Raw genomic sequence first — 18,052 nt, 5'->3', positions numbered from 1 at the left:
TTCACGCAGATCATCTGCAGAACGCCCTGTAACATTCGTATTCACTTTCTTCTTTTCACACTTCTGGCAGGCATTCTCCGCCGCCCCGAAACATCCATTACAGGGATCGTCCCCCTCAGCACCGGCACTTCCACTTATTCCAGTCCCCTGCATACCAGCACCATTTCCATTCAAGCCAATTTCCGCCTGGTCTTTCACGGATTTTCCGGTCTTTCCATAATACCTCTCCAGCTTATTCATCAGCGCATTATTCACTGCCCGTCTGGAAAACATTACAGAATCAGACGTCCCGTTTTCTGTACGGCCAGCACCTGGATCTCCATTTTCGCCTTCACTGCCCTGTTCCTCTTTCTGGAACAGGATGTCATCCGCAAAGCCAAGCTCCACAGCCTTATTCGCATCCATCCACGTTTCCGCATCCATCAGATGTGACAGCTTCGCCCTGCTCTGTCCCGTTTTCCGTACATAAGCATTGATGATAGATTCTTTCACCGCATCCAGAAGTTCCATAGCCTTCTTCATCTCCGAATGGTCACCCCACGCAACCGTCGCCGGATTATGGATCATCATCATGCTTACCGGACTCATCCATACCTCAGTTCCGGCCATTGCAATGACAGACGCAGCAGATGCCGCAAGCCCGTCAATCTTTACGGTAACCTTCCCCGGATATTCCGACAGCATGTTAAAAATCTGCGCTGCGGCAACACAGTCCCCGCCCGGACTGTTGATCCACAGGGTAATGTCCCCTGTCCCTGCATTCAGTTCATCCTTAAAAAGAGCCGGCGTGACATCATCGTCAAACCAGCTGTCCTCAGCGATAACTCCGTTCATGAACAGGATTCTTTCCTCAGCTTCCTGTCCGCTTTCCAAATTTACCGCTTTCTTTTTCCAGTTCCAAAACTTCTTCACCAGTATCCTTCCCCTTTCCAGATCCGGCAAAGATACCGGCATCCTGTAATTTCGTCATATTTCCATTGATCAGATACAGATCGCCGCCAAGTTCTTCCGGGATCCGGTCCATATTTTCCAGTTCCCGGATATCATTGGCACTCATCCATCCATTCTGTCTTGCCGTGGCATAACCGGTCATCCTTGACTGGTAATCACCCCTGAGCAGCCCATCCACATTGAACTTAAAGAAATACTTCTTCTTTTCCTCCGCAGACAGCAGAGCCCTGACCATTGCCTGTTCCCACCGGCTCACCCAGGGATCCAGTGTATACTTCACAAACTCCAAAGACTGCTGCTCAATGTTGCTGAAACTGGACTTATCCAGATCCCCGACCATATGCGGCGGCACCCTGAAAATCCTGGCAATCTCATCAATCTGAAACTTCCTTGTTTCCAGAAACTGTGCTTCATTCGGTGCAATGGAAATCGGCGTATACTTCATTCCCTCTTCCAGGACAGCAACCTTATTGGCATTGCTGCTTCCCCCGAAAGTGGACTGCCAGCTCTCCCGCACCCTGCCCGGATCCTTCAAAGTCCCCGGATGCTCCAGCACTCCTGACGGAGCGGCACCGTTGGCATAAAACTTGCTTCCATACTCCTCCGCAGCAATGGCAAGCCCGATCGCATTCTTCGCCATGGCAATAGGTGAATATCCGACCAGTCCGTCAAACCCAAGCCCCGGAATATGCAACACATCCGCCGGATGCAGACGCACAATCTTTCCACTCGCTTTCGGATCCGTCCCGGTTCTGCCATCCACATCATCCCCGTCATAAACCAGGTACTCATAATAAAGCCTGCCATGCTCATCCCTGTCCACCGTCATCCGGTCGGGCATCAGCGGATAAAGAGCCACAATTTCACCCTTTCCATTCCGGATGATCTGACTGTACGCATTCCCCCACAAAAGCAAGTGCGTCATTAGAGTCTCCCGGAACACAAAAGAAGTCATCTCCGGATTCGGCTCATCATGCAGCAGAAAATAGAGCGGATGATCCACCGCCTTTTCCTTACCGCCATTATCGTTATACCTGTAAAACTGCAATGGCAGACCCGCCACTGCCTCAGAAAGAATCCTCACACAGGAATACACAGCAGTCATCTGCATGGCGCTCCGTGCATTCACCCTCTTCCCGGAAGCCGTACTCCCCATAAAGAATCCATACCCGCTTCCAGCTGTGCTGTTAGAAGGAGCATCCCTTCCCCGAAATAAATTACTGAAAAATCCCATACACCCTCCTTAAAATACCAACAATCCTCTCTCATCGTAAACGCTGCCACTCTGCCCTTCCTGACGTATACATCTATCAAGCGCCATAATTGCGGCAACAATGCCATCTATCTTCTCCTTAGATTTAGCTTTGGTTACTTTAATATTGCCAGCAGGATCTGTGTCAATAACAACATTACCCGCCATCCATCTAAGCACTGGATTCCCACCGTGAATAATTCTTCCCTCCATCAGTAAGCGATAGAATTCTTTCGTCGGAGCTGACATTGAAGAAAATCCCTGACCAAAAGGAACAATGGTAAAACCTTCGCCCTCCAAATTTTGAATCATCTGAGTCGCATTCCATCTATCCACCGCTATTTCCAAAATGTGATATTTCTCTGATAGGTACATGATGAACTTTTCAATAAAATCGTAATGAATCACGTTTCCCTCTGTAGACATGATATAGCCTTGTTTTTCCCAAATATCATAGGGAACTGAATTAGCTTTCACTCTTCTAGGTATGGTTTCCTCAGGAATCCAGAAGTACGGCAAGAGCACATACTTTTCATTTTCATCTCTCGGCGGAAATATCAATACTAAAGCTGTAATATCCCCTGTACTTGAAAGGTCAAGTCCTGCATAACAGTCTCTTCCTTCAAGTGAAGCCGCCTCAATTGATTCATTTCCTCTCATATATATCGCATCTGGAATCCATGCAACGGTTGAACTCACCCACATATTGCATCGAAGCCATTTGAAAGTAACCTCATCCGCCGGGTTCTGCTTTGCTTCCCTGTATGCATCTCTGAGTCTTTCAATATCAACGGTATATCCAAGAGAAGGATTTACCTTATACCAGTTTTCTTCATCTTCCCAGTCCTCATCATCCTTAAGTCCATAGACCACAGGATAAAAAGTTGGATCCACACGTCTGCCTTCTAAGATATCCACCGCCTTCGTATGAAGCTCATAAGCAATGGAATGTCTATCATTACCTGCAGTCGTTATAATAAAGTGAAGCGGATTCTGTCTTGCATCCGATGAGCCCTTGGTAAGAACATCATACAGCTGCCTGTTTGGCTGGGTATGAATTTCATCGAATACCAAACCGCTTACCGAAAATCCATGTTTACCACCAACCTCCGCTGACAGCACTTGATAGTAACCGGCATTGCTATAATTCACAATACGCTTGGTGGCTCCCATAAGCTTACTTCTTTTCATCAGAGCCGGTGACATCTCTACCATCTGTTTTGCCACATCAAATACGATGGATGCCTGCTGTCTGTCAGCCGCTGCACCATACACTTCTGCGGAAGGCTCATTGTCCGCATACAATAAATAAAGAGCGACAGCTGCTGCTAATTCGCTCTTACCTACTTTCTTACATATCTCCACAAATGCAGTGCGGAACTGCCTGTTCCCATCAGGTTTTACAATCCCGAATATATCTCTTATCAATTGCTCCTGCCACGGTAATAGCCAGAATGGTGTTCCTGCCCATTTACCTTTGGTGTGACAAAGATTCTCAATAAAGGTCACTGCCCTGTCTGCTTTCTTCTTATCATAATGTGAAGTCGGAAGCATGAACTGGGAAGGTTTATAATTCTTAAGCTTCGGATATCCCTTTGGTCTTGGTTCCTTTGCCACTAAGAATCACCCCCAAGCAATGCCTCCATCTCATCTTCCGGCTCCTTACCCTTTGCACTACCAGCCACAATACGTGACCTGGATGAAGGCGTAAGTCCAAACTCGGATGCCGCCTGCAGCATCAGCTTCTGATTGGTATTTGCAATACCAACCCAAGGTGTCTGCTGCTGATATCCTTTATCCGTTTCAAAGGTCGACCCCTCAGAATCTATATGCTCCTGCGCTTCCTTCCATCTGGCATAAGATTGACAGTAGGCCGCAAATGCCGCCATATCCACTTCCGTAAGAACCCCAATCTGATTCATCAAATCAGCTAAACGTTCCCACTCTTTCTTAGCCTCAGGTAATAACCATTCCGGACAGTTAGGCATTCCCTTTGCCGGAATTGGCTCCTTCGTATTCAATTTTCTTTTTCCCGGATTACCTTCCAGCTTTTTCAAAGCTGTAGGCTTTGGCTTTCTTCCTGCCACTGGAATCCCCTCCTTCCTAATTTTTTGCATAAGAAAAGGACCATGTATTTCTACACGATCCTCATTAATAATCATTGATGTTATAGTAATTTACTCAATGCAGACAATTTAGCTTTTATGCTAAACTCATACGTTTCAGACAATTTACGAATCCATTCGGTATCTTCATTTCGATAAGGATCTTTAATAAATCGTTTAATGAATTTCGTAACCTGACTTCTAAATGTCCAGTTAAGATTTGATGAATTATTAACAAGATCAAAATCTTTTACAGTCTGATTTTCATCAACGACTCCCATCAAATACCTTAATATTAAGACATCCGCAAATGTAAATGGCATAATATCATCTTCAAATTGTAACAATGACATATAAGGGCCACCCTGCTTCGTGTCATCTGTAACAAGAGAGTATGCACCAAGGGTTTGCGCTAATGATATTGCATATACTTCGCCCAAATCACCTGAACCATACAAATTTCTGTTTTCATTGACATTATGTTCAAAAATTTTATATACCTGCAAATCTTTTAGCTTCTGATTTGTATAAATTTCTATCCTACCTGCGGCAATATCAGAATCGACCTTGGAGATTACATCCTGCCCATGATTTTCCAACTCGACATTACGAATCTGTTCATAAATAAACACTCCTTCATCAAAAAAATCAAACAAGATATTCTGAAGATTCGCCTTATAGAAATGGATAATAACATTTGTATCTAAAGAGGCTCTCAATCTTCCAAACCTCCTATCAAATCATCCAAGTCATCATCACCGTCATCGTCATCAAACGAAACAAGCTTGTCACTAATATCTTCAATACTAAGCTGATAACATGCAAGCACCTTTTCCAGCGTTTCTTTTGGCACTGCATTATGGTTATAATTATAAATAACATAATCAATATACTCATGTGGTATATCAATCACATTACTTGGTTCATTCAACTTTGCATTGCCACCAACGCTTCGGAGCAAATTGCCAACCTTTTTCATAATTCTCTCATTATCAAGACACAGCTTCTGTTTTAGGTCTATTATGCCTAAACTCTCCAATCTGTTTAATGCCATATCAAAGCTAACATTAAACTCTGACATTATACGAGCAATGTCCATTGCTGACAAACCTTTTTCCCCGAAATCTTGAATCCCGAGATCAATAAATCTGCCTACATCATCAGCCGGCATCAATAAACAGGCTGCAAAATAATTTGCTTCCTGCTCTTTTTTATCAGTACTTCTACCATTAATTGTTATACTATCGTCAATAAATGAACTTTCATCGTTTAAATGCAATATCACATGACCAATTTCATGTGCAAGTGTGAAGATTTCTCTGGATAATCTGCTACAGCTATTTGTAAAAATAATAATATCATTATCCTTCTTTACTGCGAAGCCTAAATCAGCATTGTCTCCGAGAGGATATCTTAATAGCTTATATCCAAGTCTCTCACACTCTTTGAACAGATCAATTATTCCATATCTGCTTATTTTACACTTCACCCTAAATGAATCCGCTTTTATTCGGATTTCTCGTTTCCTACTATCCTGCATGCAAACCCTCCTAAATCATATCCTTGTGCTGTAGCTTTGCACACATATGCTTATTCGCATAAAACAAATCAAGCATATCAAATATCTTTTTAGAAGATGCGCCTTCCTCTCCTGCTCTATATTCAACCACCGGAGACTCGTCAAGTACTCTTGTTATATCTCCCACAGTTACGCCTAGAACTTCAGCAACCTTAGAAAGGATATCCAAAGTAACACTATTGACTCCACTCTCAATTCTTGCATACTTCTGTCTGCTGACACCAATCTGATCAGCGACCTGCTCTTGAGTGAAATTTTTTGCACTTCTCAACGCCTTGATACGGCTACCTAACATTTCATTCATGATAATCCCTCCATTTCTGCTTACTAATATTTTATCACAAAAATGAGAAAAGTCAATCTGAAATGTTATGATTTTGTAACATCATATAATATCATGTTATGTTTTCACATCAATAACAACCTTTTACTCATACCCCCATCTTCTATTTCGCGATTTTGCACAGAAGAGGGGGCGCCGGTCTTGGAGCTTAAGGCCTGTAGAGATTCAAATACCCCCTACCCTCGCTCCATCAGAACCGATATTCCTTGAATCTATCCTCGGTCATTGTCTTTACATTATGATGATGCTCACACAAAGGCTGCCAGTTCGACCTATCCCAGAACAGTTTCTGGTCTCCACGGTGTGGAATAATATGATCCACGACTGTAGCCATAGTAATATGACCTTCTTCATAACACTTCACACAGAATGGATTGCTCTCTAAGAACTTCTTTCTCTCTCGCTGCCATTTGGCACCATAACCACGCTCTGATGCATGGGCTCTGTCCTTTGTATGTAATGGCTTATGTTTCTCACAATACATCTGACCGTGCGGAATCAGTGCTGCACAGCCAGGATGTTTACAAGGAATATTACTTCTATATGGCAATGCATCCACCTCTTTCCCACTCGAAAACAATTTTTCTCGTTGTCGCGGTGCTCCTCAAATACTCGTGCAAGCTCGGCATTTTCATCGCTACTCGCGCAAAAAGCCCCGGAAGTTTTTGGCTTCCAAGGCTCTTCTCTGTCGTACAATTTCTACACTATCATATTAACATATATGCTTATGCCATGTTGGGACAAAGTGTGCCAACCTTATTTCGGTACGACAAAATTATTTAATGCTGATGCATGAATACGATGTACTGTGCGATATGATACATTAAGCTCGTAGGAAATATCTTCCCAGCTCTCGTTTTTCAGATAACGATATTTCAAAAGAAGTCTTTCCTCTGGGTTCTCCATACTTTCAATCGCCGCATTAATTTCTGAACGAAGGTCTACCAATCTGTTTATCTGTGCATCAATCCTCTGCTCATAATCCCATATCTTTTCAATGGTCTTTATAAACGGCGCTTCCAGATTTCTATTCGGATTGGTACCAATCTTTTCTCCATAAGAACATCCCTGAATCGTGCCTCTCATTTCACGAAGCGGTTCCAGCTCCTTCACTTCAACCTGTATCTGCTTATCCAACAGATATGCCTGTTTCAAATACTCTTTAGCCGTCATAAGCCACCTCCGAAAAGTTATTTCCCTCGGATTTACTCTGATTGTCTTATTTCGTCCTGAAGCTTACGGATTAAGAATTCTCCAGCAACCGAAGTCAGCTGTTGATACCACGAACTTCTGAAAAACTTCTCAATCTGTAAAGCCTCATCTATTGCCGACTTGCTTTTGGGATTACGCTTTACCTTTTTGAGTGCGGCTCTGTAATCAGCAACCGCGCTAAGGATAATCGCATTCGCAAGTCTTTCATATGGGTCTTCAAATTGGTTCTTACCTGCCATGTGTTACCCTCGCTTTTACTGCAGCAATCAATCTATTTTGTGTCATATCCTTACTTGCTAAAGCCTTCATAATATCCTCATCTATTGTTCCAGCAGTAATAATATGCTGAACTACCACCGTCTCCGCAGTCTGTCCCTGTCTCCAAAGTCTCGCCACCGTCTGTTGATATAGCTCCAGGCTCCAGGTAAGTCCAAACCAAATCAGGGTATTTCCACCTGATTGCAAATTCAAACCATGCCCGGCAGAAGCTGGATGTATTAATGCCACAGGCAGCTCCCCACGATTCCATTTTCTGATGCTTTCCTCAGAATCCAATTTTTCAAAAGGAATCTTTTTCTCAGTAAGTCTTCGCATAATCCTTGATAAATCATGTTTGAACCAATAAGCCACCATAACAGATCTGCCATTTGCCGCTTCAATCATATCCTCAAGGGCATCCAGCTTCTGATCGTGGATTACAATCTCATCGCCATCATCGGAATACACAGCGCCATTTGCCATCTGAAGAAGCTTCCCGGAAAGAGCCGCTGCATTTGCTGCTGTAATCTCTCCCTTTTTCAAAGGAATAAATAAATCCTCTTCCATGTCCGCATAAAGCTTCGCTTCCTCATCATTCATATAAACCGGATATTCATTACTAATAAGCTCCGGCATCTGTAAATGATCCAAGGCTTTCATAGAAATCGTGATATCGGAAATCTTCTCATAAATCTGTTCCTCAGCTCCATTTCTTAGCTTATAAGAATAAACAATCGGACCATTCATCCTGTCTGGCACAAAATAATTCACACGATACTGGCTGATAAATCTGCCAAGTCTTTCTCCCATATCCAGACATTTAAATTCTGCAAACAGATCCATCAGTCCATTGCTGGAAGGCGTTCCGGTAAGTCCAATTACTCTCTTTACCTTCGGGCGAACCTTCATAAAAGCCTTAAAGCGTTTACTGTTCCAATTTTTAAAGCTGGATAGCTCATCCAGAACTACCATATCCCAGAAAAAATTCACTCCACTTTGTTCAATCAACCACTGCAGATTTTCACGGTTAATAATGTAAATATCTGCATCCGCCTCCAAAGCCTTTTTCCGCTCTGCTGCTGAACCAAGAACAATGGAATATCTCAGGTGTTTCAGATGATTCCACTTATGAATCTCATCACTCCAGGTATTTCTTGCAACTCGAAGTGGCGCCACCACCAAAACCTTACTTACTTCAAAGCTGTCATAAATAAGCTGTTCAATAGCTGTCAACGTAATACTGGTCTTACCAAGTCCCATCCCAAGTATCACGGCTGCTATCGGGTGTTCTAATATATAATTGATTGCAAACTGCTGATAATCATGCGGTTTGTATTCCATCAAGAATCCCTCCAATCTGTCCTGCATCATCCAGGACGAATACTTTATATCCAAGAGACCTTAGCTGGTCATGCCTGTGCTCCTGTAAAACTCTTGGTTTCTTTCCTGACGCCTTCACTTCCACCAACCCAAATTTCCCATCAGGTAATAAAACAAGTCGGTCGGGCCAGCCCGATGAACCGGAATTCCACTTCTCACACAAGCCACCACGCTTTTTAACTTCTCTCACTAATTTCTGTTCAATATATTTTTCACGCATTGCACGCCTCCATCATTCTTAACAGGTGTGCAGGTCGAGTACCTCGTTCCGTAAAACTCTCTTAAGCAGATATTTATTCAAATTCTTCCTAAAGGGACTTTTATGTACTGAGGTTAACGACCTACACAAAAGAGCTTTTTCTTACTCCAAAAAATCCTGTCCTTCCTTAAGCTTCAATCCCACGACCTGCACTCCGGTATTCTTGCGAATACGGTTATAGCCAGCCTTGTCCATCGAAGAATAGAAATCCGTGGTACTACGGATATATTCGCCGTTCTGCATGCAATGCGCTCTGTAAGCCTGATACAGTTCACCCGATTTTTCCTTATAAGATGGATCAATCTCACAGCATTCCTCCAGAAACTGCCCCAGCCAGTCATTGTCCTCGCGATATGCCTGGATAGCAGCCTCTACGACATCTGGAAGTGTTGTATGGAAATTCTTATCAATCGCCCTCTTCGCACCTTCGATAATCCAGCTCATAATCGCAGGACCAGCATGCTCAAACAGATAATCCGCATAATTTTTGATGTCACTTTTACCTGTAATCTTTGCATTGAAGGGAATGACCACCAGCCTTCTCCAGATACCGTCATCATTGGCTCCTACCTTTGGAAGATGGTTGGTATAGAGAACCAATGTATGTGACGGTACAAAGGAAAACGGATCCTTATACTTCTTCTCTGCCTGAATCTCATCCGTAGAGCAAAGCTGCTTCACCACAGCGGTATTCAATCTCATACCTTCCTCCATTTCCGAAGAAATGATGAGACGTTTTCCCTTAAGCTCCGCCATCTCCGGCTTCACATTTCTCTTGCAATTCATAGTCAATGCCTCAGCAGCTTCACCACAGCGGTATTCAATCTCATACCTTCCTCCATTTCCGAAGAAATGATGAGACGTTTTCCCTTAAGCTACGCCATCTCCGGCTTCACATTTCTCTTGCAATTCATAGTCAATGCCTCAGCAGAAAGCTTTCCGGCATAATTTCCAAGCACTCTGAAAATGGTATTCCAGAAGGTACTCTTACCATTGGCACCGCCACCATAAGCAATAATCATGTGCTCTTGATAAACCTTACCGATTGCAGCCATGCCAACCGTCTCCTGCACATAATCAATCAGTTTCTGATCCTTGCAGAAGAAAAGATTCAAGGCATCCAGCCATATCTGTTTCCCATCCTCTCCCGGAGAACACGCAGTAATCTTTGTAATCAGATCCTCAGGATTATGCGGCAGTTCCCCTGCAAGCCCTTTTCGAAGGTCATAGGTTGCATAAGGTGTGTTAATCAGATTCTCGTTTTTATCCAAATCAGACACGGAAATAGCAATCATCGGCTTCGCCGTATTTGCCGCAGACACAATATATTTGTAATCACGTCTCTTCTGAACAAACTTCAGATAAGTCTGAGCACCCATCAGCATATAAACCAAAGGAATAAGCTTTCCATCTACCTCTTTTAAAAGCTCCTTCGGGCCAGCCTGGATAGATTCCTTCGGTACACCTGCATCCTCCAACGCCTTCTCAACTCTTGCCACTTCATCCATAGCATCCTGAAGCTGCAGATCCAAGAATTCCTCAACAGCACCAATCGCCATCTGCTTATCCTCTCGCCAACATTCGCCATCGAACCTTAAAAAGTCTGTAGCACTGGTATATTTCAATTCATTTCCATACTCTCGAACCAACACCTTTGCCTGTCCGATATCCGAATAATCTTCAGGCTTCAATGAAGCACTTTCAAAATCTGCGTTATATTCATCAGGTGGCACATACCCTTCCTGATTCACAATACTTTTCTTGAAGAACTTCACTGCGCTGTTCCAGATAGTCTTAAGCTCCGACTCCGGTAGCGGCGGATCACATTTCTTTGCATGTTCTAAGAATGCCTCGTGTGCCTTTTCCGTAATTCCATAGCGTTTCAGCACACGCCCGGCAAAACGGCTCATAGTATTATTTCTGCTACCTTCCAGAATCTGCCCACCAGATGCGCTCTCCGAATCCTCGGAATCAAAATCTTCTTCCTCAGCTACCTGACTGACATCAATTTCTTCATCAATAGTCATCCAGCCATCATGTACCAATACTTCTTCACAATCAGCACCGAAGATAAATCTTGCTGCATCCAATGCATTTCCATCAAAGAAGGGATACTCCTTCTGCAACGCCTTCTTCAGATTTCCATACACTTCTGCATCTGTAATCTCTGAAATAGGAAAATAGATGTGATATCTCGGCCTGGCAGACTTGCCCTCCTTCGGAAGCAAATGATGTCTACTGGAAGCAAGCATATATTCCATATCAGGGAATATTTTCTCCAGCTTTTCAGCCGTAATCCACTCTGCCGGTTCCTCTGAATGGTCATTATCAATATCCATGACAATCACATCTGAACGAATGAAATTACCAATACCTCGATAGCTTCCTTTGTACTCTGCACAAACATGATCTGCCTTCACCGCCTCCCGAAGCTGCTCCGGCGTACTCACCGTCACCCGGTTCGGGTAGCTGCAGTTTGCGGCCTGGCCAATGCAGTTTGCTGTAAAAATCGTTACCTGCATATCTCAAACCTCGTTTCTATAAAGTAAGGAACAAAATCCTCCTAACTTCCTAAGCGGGTTTAACCTACATTTTTCCGGTCGTAGGACAAAATTTGCAAAAAAATAACAGCCAGAGCAGTATCTCTTCCTTATAAAAGTAAAAAATGCCCTGACTGTTTTCAAAACTTTTTTTCAAAAAAATATGCTCTCGACCGGAAAAACAATTTCCAGATGCGCTTAGGAAGATAGAAAGGCACGAAAGCCATTCGGAAAGCGAGGTGCTGCAGATGCAGACAGAAACGATTGATAAAAGCCAGCAGGCTACACCGTCCATCGATGAAGAGCTTATTGACACTCTCATTGCAATCAGTGTTGTAGCCAAACGACTGGCAGCCAATCTAAGACAACAGAATACAGAAAATGGAGGAAAACAAGATGAGCAAAATGAGTGAATTATCTCAGGTTCTTGATGAAATGATTGCCTGCGGCGAAGGAATGATCAAAGCTGCTAACGCAATCAAAGACATCTTCTCTTCTACCGAAGAAACACCCGAAAAAACAGAACCCAAGTCAACCAAGAAAGCCACCAAGGCTCCTGAACCGGCTAAAGCTGAGGAAGCACCAGAACCTATCTACACCAAGGAAGATGTTCGTGCCGTGCTCGCTTCTAAATCAGCCGCCGGATATAAAAAGGAAGTCAAGGAGCTTCTTGAGAAATATGGTGCTCAGCAGTTAAAGCAGGTAAATCCTGATGACTATGCAGCCCTTCTTAAGGAAGCCGAGGTGATTGGAAATGCCTAAACACGCATATCTCTCTGCTTCTGCCAGTCACAGATGGTTAGCCTGCCCACCAAGCGCAAAGCTCTGTGCCAATATTGCGGATCAAACATCCAAATATGCACAGCAGGGAACCGATTGTCATGAGCTGTGCGCCTACCTTGTAGAAAAAGCACTTGGCAGAGCTGTCACTGATCCGACAGAAAACCTGACCTTCTACGATGCTGAAATGCAAATTTGCGCAGAGGAATACAGGAATTATGTCCTGGAACAAATCGAAGCAGCCAAGGAATTCTGCAAGGATCCGCAGGTCATGATTGAGCAGAGATTGGACTTCTCCCGCTGGGTTGAAAACGGCTTTGGAACCGGTGACTGTGTCATCGTTGCAGATGAAATTCTACAGATCATTGATTACAAGCATGGTCTCGGTATCCTGGTAAGTGCCGGTGATGAGGAACATGGTGGAAACAGTCAGATGATGTGCTACGCCTTAGGTGCCTTAGAAGCCTTCGGAGATCTCTACGACATCCATCAGATAAAGATGACCATTTTCCAGCCAAGACGTGACAATATCAGTACTTACACCATTTCCAAAGAGAAGCTTCTGAAATGGGCTGACGAAGTTCTGGCACCTACCGCACAGCTTGCCTATATAGGCGAAGGCGAATTCAAAGCTGGTGACCACTGCCAGTTCTGTAAGGTAAAAGCCACCTGCCGAAAGCGTGCAGAGTACAATCTGGAGCTTGCAAAATATGACTTTGAAATGCCTGCCACCCTGGATGACATTGAAATTGCTGCAATCTTAGCAAAGGTGGATGAAATGATTTCCTGGGGAAATGACATCAAAGAATATGCCTTACAGCAGGCCCAGTCTGGTGTTCACTTCGATGGTTGGAAAATCGTAGCAGGAAGATCCAATAGAAAATTTACTGATGAAGCCGCTGTGGCATCCAAAGTAAAAGACGCGGGCTACGACCCGTATGAGAAAAAGCTTCTTAGCATCACTGCCATGAGCACAATGCTCGGAAAGAAGAAATTCGAAGAGCTATTAGGTGAGCTTGTGTATAAGCCACCAGGTAAACCAACATTGGTACCGGAATCTGATAAAAGACCGGCAATGAATACAGCAATAGATGATTTTAGCGTATAAGTCCAGTCTCAATGCTTAAAACAGATTGGCTGCTCGCAGACATATCTGTTTAAGCATTAGAGACGACAACGGAAATGAGCAAGTAGCCTGATAAGGCGGATTGCGAATTTACGTAGGAATCATGAAAGTGCAAAGCACGAAATGATTCCGTGGACTTATACCACAAGACAAATAAAGGAGGGCCAATATTATGGCAAAGATTCAGAACCCTACAAAGGTAATCACAGGAGTAAACACACGTTGGAGCTATGCGAATGTATGGGATGCCAAGAGCATCAACGGAGGCGCACCGAAGTACAGTGTCTCTCTCATCATTCCCAAGTCCGACACCGTAACCGTTAACAAGATTAAGGCAGCTATCGAAGCCGCTTATGAGGAAGGTCAGAGCAAGCTTAAGGGAAATGGTAAGACCGTTCCTGCACTCTCCATCCTCAAAACACCTCTTCGTGACGGTGATTTAGAGAGACCTGACGATCCGGCTTATGCAAATGCATATTTCATCAATGCGAACAGCGCTTCTGCGCCTGGCATCGTGGATGCAGACCGTCAGCCTATCCTTGAGCGATCCGAAGTGTATTCCGGTGTCTATGGAAGAGCTTCCATCAACCTCTATGCTTTCAACAGCAATGGCAACAAGGGAATTGCTTGCGGTCTCAATAATCTCCAGAAGCTTCGAGACGGTGAACCTCTTGGCGGCAAGTCCAGAGCTGAGGATGACTTCGCTTCTGATGAAGAAGACGATTTCCTTGAATAAATCAAACGTAACAACGACAACCAAGCAGGCGGTGGTAATACTGCTGCCGCCTGTGACAATCAAAGAAAGTAGGTAAAATATTATGACTATGGATTCTATTAACGAAATATTAGATGCTATTATCCGCGGATCCCTTTTAGGCTTCTTAGCCGGTTTCTGGTTAATGGGACTTGCTGCAATCTGGAAGTGGTTCCTGGATGTTGCAAAACGTTTCCTTCACTGGCTTTTCCCAAAGGCAAAATGGTTCCAGCCAAAAGAGCAGACCCCAAAAGGAAACTAATGTCAAGGCGGCAGTACTCTCCGGTGCTGCTGCCATTTTTATAAAGGAATGAGATTATGATAAAAGAAATGTCAATTGATTTAGAGACCTATAGCGATGTAGATATCTCCAAATGCGGAGCTTACAAGTACGCTGAGTCTGATAATTTTGAAATACTACTGTTCGGTGTATCCATAGATGGCGGTAAAGTACAAGTATTTGATCTTGCCTGTGGTGATATCATTCCTGATGATATCCTTGCAACTTTATCTGATGATACTGTTACAAAATGGGCTTTCAATGCCAATTTTGAAAGAATCTGTTTATCCAATTGGTTAAAACGACATCACCCCGAACACTTCAAGGGCTATCGTATTCCCGAAGATCCTGCTTCCAAATATCTGGATCCATCCTCATGGAAGTGTACCATGGTATGGTCAGCCTATATGGGCTTACCGCTCTCCCTTGAAGGTGTCGGTGCAGTCCTTAAACTACAAGATCAGAAAATGAAGGAAGGCAAAGATCTCATCAAATACTTCTGCTGCCCTTGCAAGCCGACTAAGGTAAATGGCGGCAGAACCAGAAACCTTCCAGAGCATGCCCCTGATAAATGGGAAATCTTCAAAACCTATAACAAACGTGATGTTGACGTAGAAATGGCGATTAAACAGAGATTATCTAAATTCCCGGTCCCTGACTTCGTATGGGAAGAATACCATCTCGACCAGGAAATCAATGACCGTGGAATTATGCTGGATATGGATGTAGTAGAAAATGCTATCGCATTTGATGAAAAGTCCAAGTCAGAGCTTATGATATCCATGCAAAATATCACGAACCTCGATAATCCAAACTCCGTAGTTCAGATGAAACAATGGCTCTCTGATCATGGTATTGAAGCAGAATCCCTTGGTAAGAAGGACGTGGCTGCTATGATAAAAAATACTGATGGTGATGTGGCTACCGCATTGAAACTCAGGCTCCAGCTTGCAAAATCCTCCGTAAAAAAATACCAGGCTATGCAAAATGCAGTATGTAAAGATGGTAGAGCTCACGGTATGTTTCAGTTCTACGGTGCAAACCGTTCAGGAAGATGGGCCGGACGATTGATTCAGTTACAGAACCTACCGCAAAATCATATGAATGACCTTGCTGATGCTCGTGAACTTGTCCGTACCGGTGATTATGATTCTTTGGAACTGCTTTACGATGATATCCCAGATACTTTAAGCCAGCTGATTCGTACCGCCTTTATTGCAAGACCGGGATACAAATTCGTAGTATCTGACTACTCTGCAATCGAGGCCAGAGTCCTTGCACACCTCGCTGGTGAATCCTGGCGTTCCAAAATATTTGCAGAAGGTAAAGATATCTACTGTGCTTCCGCCAGTCAGATGTTTGGAGTACCGGTCGAAAAGCACGGTATCAATTCACATCTCAGACAGAAGGGTAAAATCGCAGAGCTTGCCTTAGGATATGGTGGTTCCGTCGGTGCTCTTATATCTATGGGAGCTTTGGATATGGGATTAACAGAGGATGAACTTCAGCCACTTGTTGATTCCTGGCGTGCCTCCAATCCAAATATTACTGCCTTCTGGTGGAATGTGGATAATGCCGTAAAGACTACTATAAAAATGAAGATTCCTACAGAGGTAAACGGAATCAAATTCCTCTGTCGAAGTGGGATACTCTTCATCAAGCTTCCTTCCGGTAGAACTCTTAGCTACGTCAAACCTCGTATCGGAGAAAATCGATTCGGCGGTGAATCCGTAACCTATGAAGGCATCGGCTCCACTAAAAAATGGGAACGAATCGAAAGCTACGGCCCGAAATTCGTAGAGAACATTGTGCAGGCAGTCTCCAGAGACCTTCTCTGTTTTGCTATGCGTAACCTCTCCCACTGCTTCATCTGTGGTCATGTCCATGATGAGCTTATCATCGAATGTAGCCAAGATGTTGATTACAAATCCATCTGCAGTATCATGAGCAGATCCCCAGACTGGATGCCTGATATCCTGCTTAGAGGCGATGGGTATGAAACCAAATTTTATAAAAAAGATTAAAGATAGCGGTCTCCGGTATTTGCCAGAGGCCGCTTAATACATCAATTCTTTGTATTATCATTTTTTCTAAACTCTTCAAGCATCTTTCTAAGAATCTGCATGTTCAGATACTCTTCGCGAAATGCATCCATATTATAACCTGGTAGTTGTTCCATATGAGGAATCCATATATCATTTGCAAATGCATCTTTTCTATACCAATTTTCTCTGACATATATCCTGAATCGCTGATGCTCTTTTTCATCCTCAAATATTAAAATACACCCTTCATACTCATTATGTGAATGCCGCGCTTCATCACCATCATCTACATAATAAAATTCATGCACCAAATGATTTAGCCTTCCTTTTACCATATAACGATACGGCACATCCCAGTTATGATATTCTGTAAGCGATATTCCATCTCTATCCGGTGTTGCTGTAAAATACCTCCCGCCATCAAGAATCACACCACCAAGCTCTGCCAGAACAGTCTGGTGATAACATATTCTTATTTCACTCCAATGCGGTCTTGAATCGGTCTGTGCAAACAAATAGTACTCATAACCAGTCCTGTCATCCTCCGGCTCATAAGTATGATCAATCGTAAATTCCGGAGCATACTTATAGTATTTCTTATCTTCGCTTGATGGACTATTTGCCCAATGTTCAGGATGCTTCAAATACAACTTCACTTTTTCAATTGGTGAAAGCAGCATTCCAAACCTTTTCTTCCAAAGATACTCAACATGATGAAAATCTGCAGATTTATCAACGGGTGTATTACTATCTTGAAGCCTTACATAAATATTATTAGCAAATATTCCCTTATACTTTTCTTTTAAGTAATATGGTGTATTTATACTATTATGAACCACAATAACATCTACCAGTCCACCATCCAAGTGTACTTGCTCCACAGTAACAACCGGGCGAAAATCACCTGCAAATTTCTTACCTCTGATAAAATCCGTAAGCATCTGAGTATTTCTACGATTTGCATCCTGTGACACATCCTGTATAGCATAATCACATTCTTCGTTGACACCAATAATAATATACGCATCTCTATCCACCAGATTATTAGCCATACAAATTATATCAATAAGCAGATCTCCATCCTTACTATCATCATACCACTCCCGCTTGAAATCCCAATAAGGACCTTCCTGATGCATCATAATTAGTTCTTCAATCTCATCTATTAATTCCAAAGAAGTCACCTAC

The 18,052-nt window shown here is 43.3% G+C and carries 19 protein-coding genes and 2 pseudogenes; 6 read left to right on the top strand and 15 right to left on the bottom strand.

Annotation, left to right across the window (positions count from 1 at the left end):
* Window positions 1-347: 347 nt before the first annotated feature.
* From CCC17_RS04110 to CCC17_RS04045, 14 genes and pseudogenes are all read right to left on the bottom strand, one after another.
* Window positions 348-915 (bottom strand): annotated as a pseudogene (locus CCC17_RS04110) (head maturation protease, ClpP-related); the annotation flags it as partial.
* Window positions 851-2,185 (bottom strand): phage portal protein, encoded by a 1,335-nt coding sequence (locus CCC17_RS04105; RefSeq protein WP_015524519.1) that lies wholly within the window; start codon window positions 2,183-2,185, stop codon window positions 851-853. The pseudogene CCC17_RS04110 and the gene CCC17_RS04105, both read right to left, overlap by 65 nt.
* A gap of 9 nt (window positions 2,186-2,194) precedes the next feature.
* Window positions 2,195-3,757, bottom strand: coding sequence for a terminase large subunit (locus CCC17_RS04100; RefSeq protein ID WP_287082562.1), 1,563 nt, complete (start codon window positions 3,755-3,757; stop codon window positions 2,195-2,197).
* A gap of 62 nt (window positions 3,758-3,819) precedes the next feature.
* A complete protein-coding gene (locus CCC17_RS04095; RefSeq protein WP_330577280.1) occupies window positions 3,820-4,290 on the bottom strand; it encodes a phage terminase small subunit P27 family in 471 nt (156 codons plus the stop codon).
* Between the two features lie 80 nt (window positions 4,291-4,370).
* Window positions 4,371-5,027, bottom strand: a complete 657-nt coding sequence (locus tag CCC17_RS04090; protein WP_287082546.1) for a PIN domain-containing protein — start codon at window positions 5,025-5,027, stop codon at window positions 4,371-4,373.
* A complete protein-coding gene (locus CCC17_RS04085; protein WP_015524518.1) occupies window positions 5,024-5,848 on the bottom strand; it encodes an ImmA/IrrE family metallo-endopeptidase in 825 nt (274 codons plus the stop codon). Before CCC17_RS04085 ends, CCC17_RS04090 begins: the two co-directional genes overlap by 4 nt.
* A gap of 10 nt (window positions 5,849-5,858) precedes the next feature.
* On the bottom strand, window positions 5,859-6,191 hold the full coding sequence (locus CCC17_RS04080) for a helix-turn-helix transcriptional regulator (RefSeq protein WP_015524517.1): 333 nt from the start codon (window positions 6,189-6,191) through the stop codon (window positions 5,859-5,861).
* Between the two features lie 229 nt (window positions 6,192-6,420).
* Window positions 6,421-6,789, bottom strand: a complete 369-nt coding sequence (locus tag CCC17_RS04075) for an HNH endonuclease (protein ID WP_442859766.1) — start codon at window positions 6,787-6,789, stop codon at window positions 6,421-6,423.
* A 197-nt stretch (window positions 6,790-6,986) separates the two neighbouring features.
* Complete coding sequence (locus CCC17_RS04070) at window positions 6,987-7,403, bottom strand: sigma factor-like helix-turn-helix DNA-binding protein (protein ID WP_287082544.1); 417 nt, start codon at window positions 7,401-7,403, stop codon at window positions 6,987-6,989.
* A gap of 32 nt (window positions 7,404-7,435) precedes the next feature.
* Entirely contained in the window at window positions 7,436-7,681 is a 246-nt protein-coding gene (locus CCC17_RS04065; RefSeq protein ID WP_287082543.1) for a hypothetical protein, read from the bottom strand.
* The gene (locus CCC17_RS04060; RefSeq protein ID WP_287082542.1) at window positions 7,671-9,041 is read right to left on the bottom strand and encodes a DEAD/DEAH box helicase; all 1,371 of its coding nucleotides are present in this window, start codon (window positions 9,039-9,041) and stop codon (window positions 7,671-7,673) included. Before CCC17_RS04060 ends, CCC17_RS04065 begins: the two co-directional genes overlap by 11 nt.
* Window positions 9,022-9,300 (bottom strand): VRR-NUC domain-containing protein, encoded by a 279-nt coding sequence (locus CCC17_RS04055; RefSeq protein WP_055052380.1) that lies wholly within the window; start codon window positions 9,298-9,300, stop codon window positions 9,022-9,024. The genes CCC17_RS04060 and CCC17_RS04055 overlap by 20 nt, the downstream gene beginning before the upstream one ends.
* A 141-nt stretch (window positions 9,301-9,441) precedes the next feature.
* Window positions 9,442-10,143 (bottom strand): annotated as a pseudogene (locus CCC17_RS04050) (DNA primase family protein); the annotation flags it as partial.
* 71 nt (window positions 10,144-10,214) lie between these two features.
* Window positions 10,215-11,861 (bottom strand): primase C-terminal domain-containing protein, encoded by a 1,647-nt coding sequence (locus CCC17_RS04045; protein ID WP_287082538.1) that lies wholly within the window; start codon window positions 11,859-11,861, stop codon window positions 10,215-10,217.
* A 266-nt stretch (window positions 11,862-12,127) separates the two neighbouring features.
* Between CCC17_RS04045 and CCC17_RS04040 the strand changes: the two genes are divergently transcribed.
* From CCC17_RS04040 to CCC17_RS04015, 6 genes are all read left to right on the top strand, one after another.
* On the top strand, window positions 12,128-12,292 hold the full coding sequence (locus CCC17_RS04040) for a hypothetical protein (protein WP_167338116.1): 165 nt from the start codon (window positions 12,128-12,130) through the stop codon (window positions 12,290-12,292).
* Complete coding sequence (locus CCC17_RS04035) at window positions 12,276-12,641, top strand: hypothetical protein (protein ID WP_055052382.1); 366 nt, start codon at window positions 12,276-12,278, stop codon at window positions 12,639-12,641. The genes CCC17_RS04040 and CCC17_RS04035 overlap by 17 nt, the downstream gene beginning before the upstream one ends.
* Window positions 12,634-13,767, top strand: coding sequence for a DUF2800 domain-containing protein (locus tag CCC17_RS04030; RefSeq protein WP_287082537.1), 1,134 nt, complete (start codon window positions 12,634-12,636; stop codon window positions 13,765-13,767). The genes CCC17_RS04035 and CCC17_RS04030 overlap by 8 nt, the downstream gene beginning before the upstream one ends.
* Window positions 13,768-13,957: 190 nt before the next feature.
* Entirely contained in the window at window positions 13,958-14,521 is a 564-nt protein-coding gene (locus CCC17_RS04025) for a DUF2815 family protein (protein WP_055052384.1), read from the top strand.
* A gap of 82 nt (window positions 14,522-14,603) precedes the next feature.
* Complete coding sequence (locus CCC17_RS04020) at window positions 14,604-14,801, top strand: hypothetical protein (RefSeq protein WP_055052385.1); 198 nt, start codon at window positions 14,604-14,606, stop codon at window positions 14,799-14,801.
* A gap of 56 nt (window positions 14,802-14,857) precedes the next feature.
* Complete coding sequence (locus tag CCC17_RS04015) at window positions 14,858-16,843, top strand: DNA polymerase (protein WP_055052386.1); 1,986 nt, start codon at window positions 14,858-14,860, stop codon at window positions 16,841-16,843.
* 41 nt (window positions 16,844-16,884) lie between these two features.
* Here CCC17_RS04015 and CCC17_RS04010 read toward each other — a convergent pair whose 3' ends face one another.
* A complete protein-coding gene (locus CCC17_RS04010) occupies window positions 16,885-18,048 on the bottom strand; it encodes an AlbA family DNA-binding domain-containing protein (RefSeq protein WP_055052387.1) in 1,164 nt (387 codons plus the stop codon).
* Window positions 18,049-18,052 lie beyond the last annotated feature (4 nt).

The sequence above is a fragment of the Blautia sp. LMAG:36 genome (genome assembly GCF_008680535.1).
Lineage (GTDB): Bacteria > Bacillota > Clostridia > Lachnospirales > Lachnospiraceae > Blautia_A > Blautia_A fusiformis.
The sequence above is the reverse complement of the archived record's forward strand: the minus strand, read 5'-3'. Positions and strand labels throughout refer to the sequence as shown.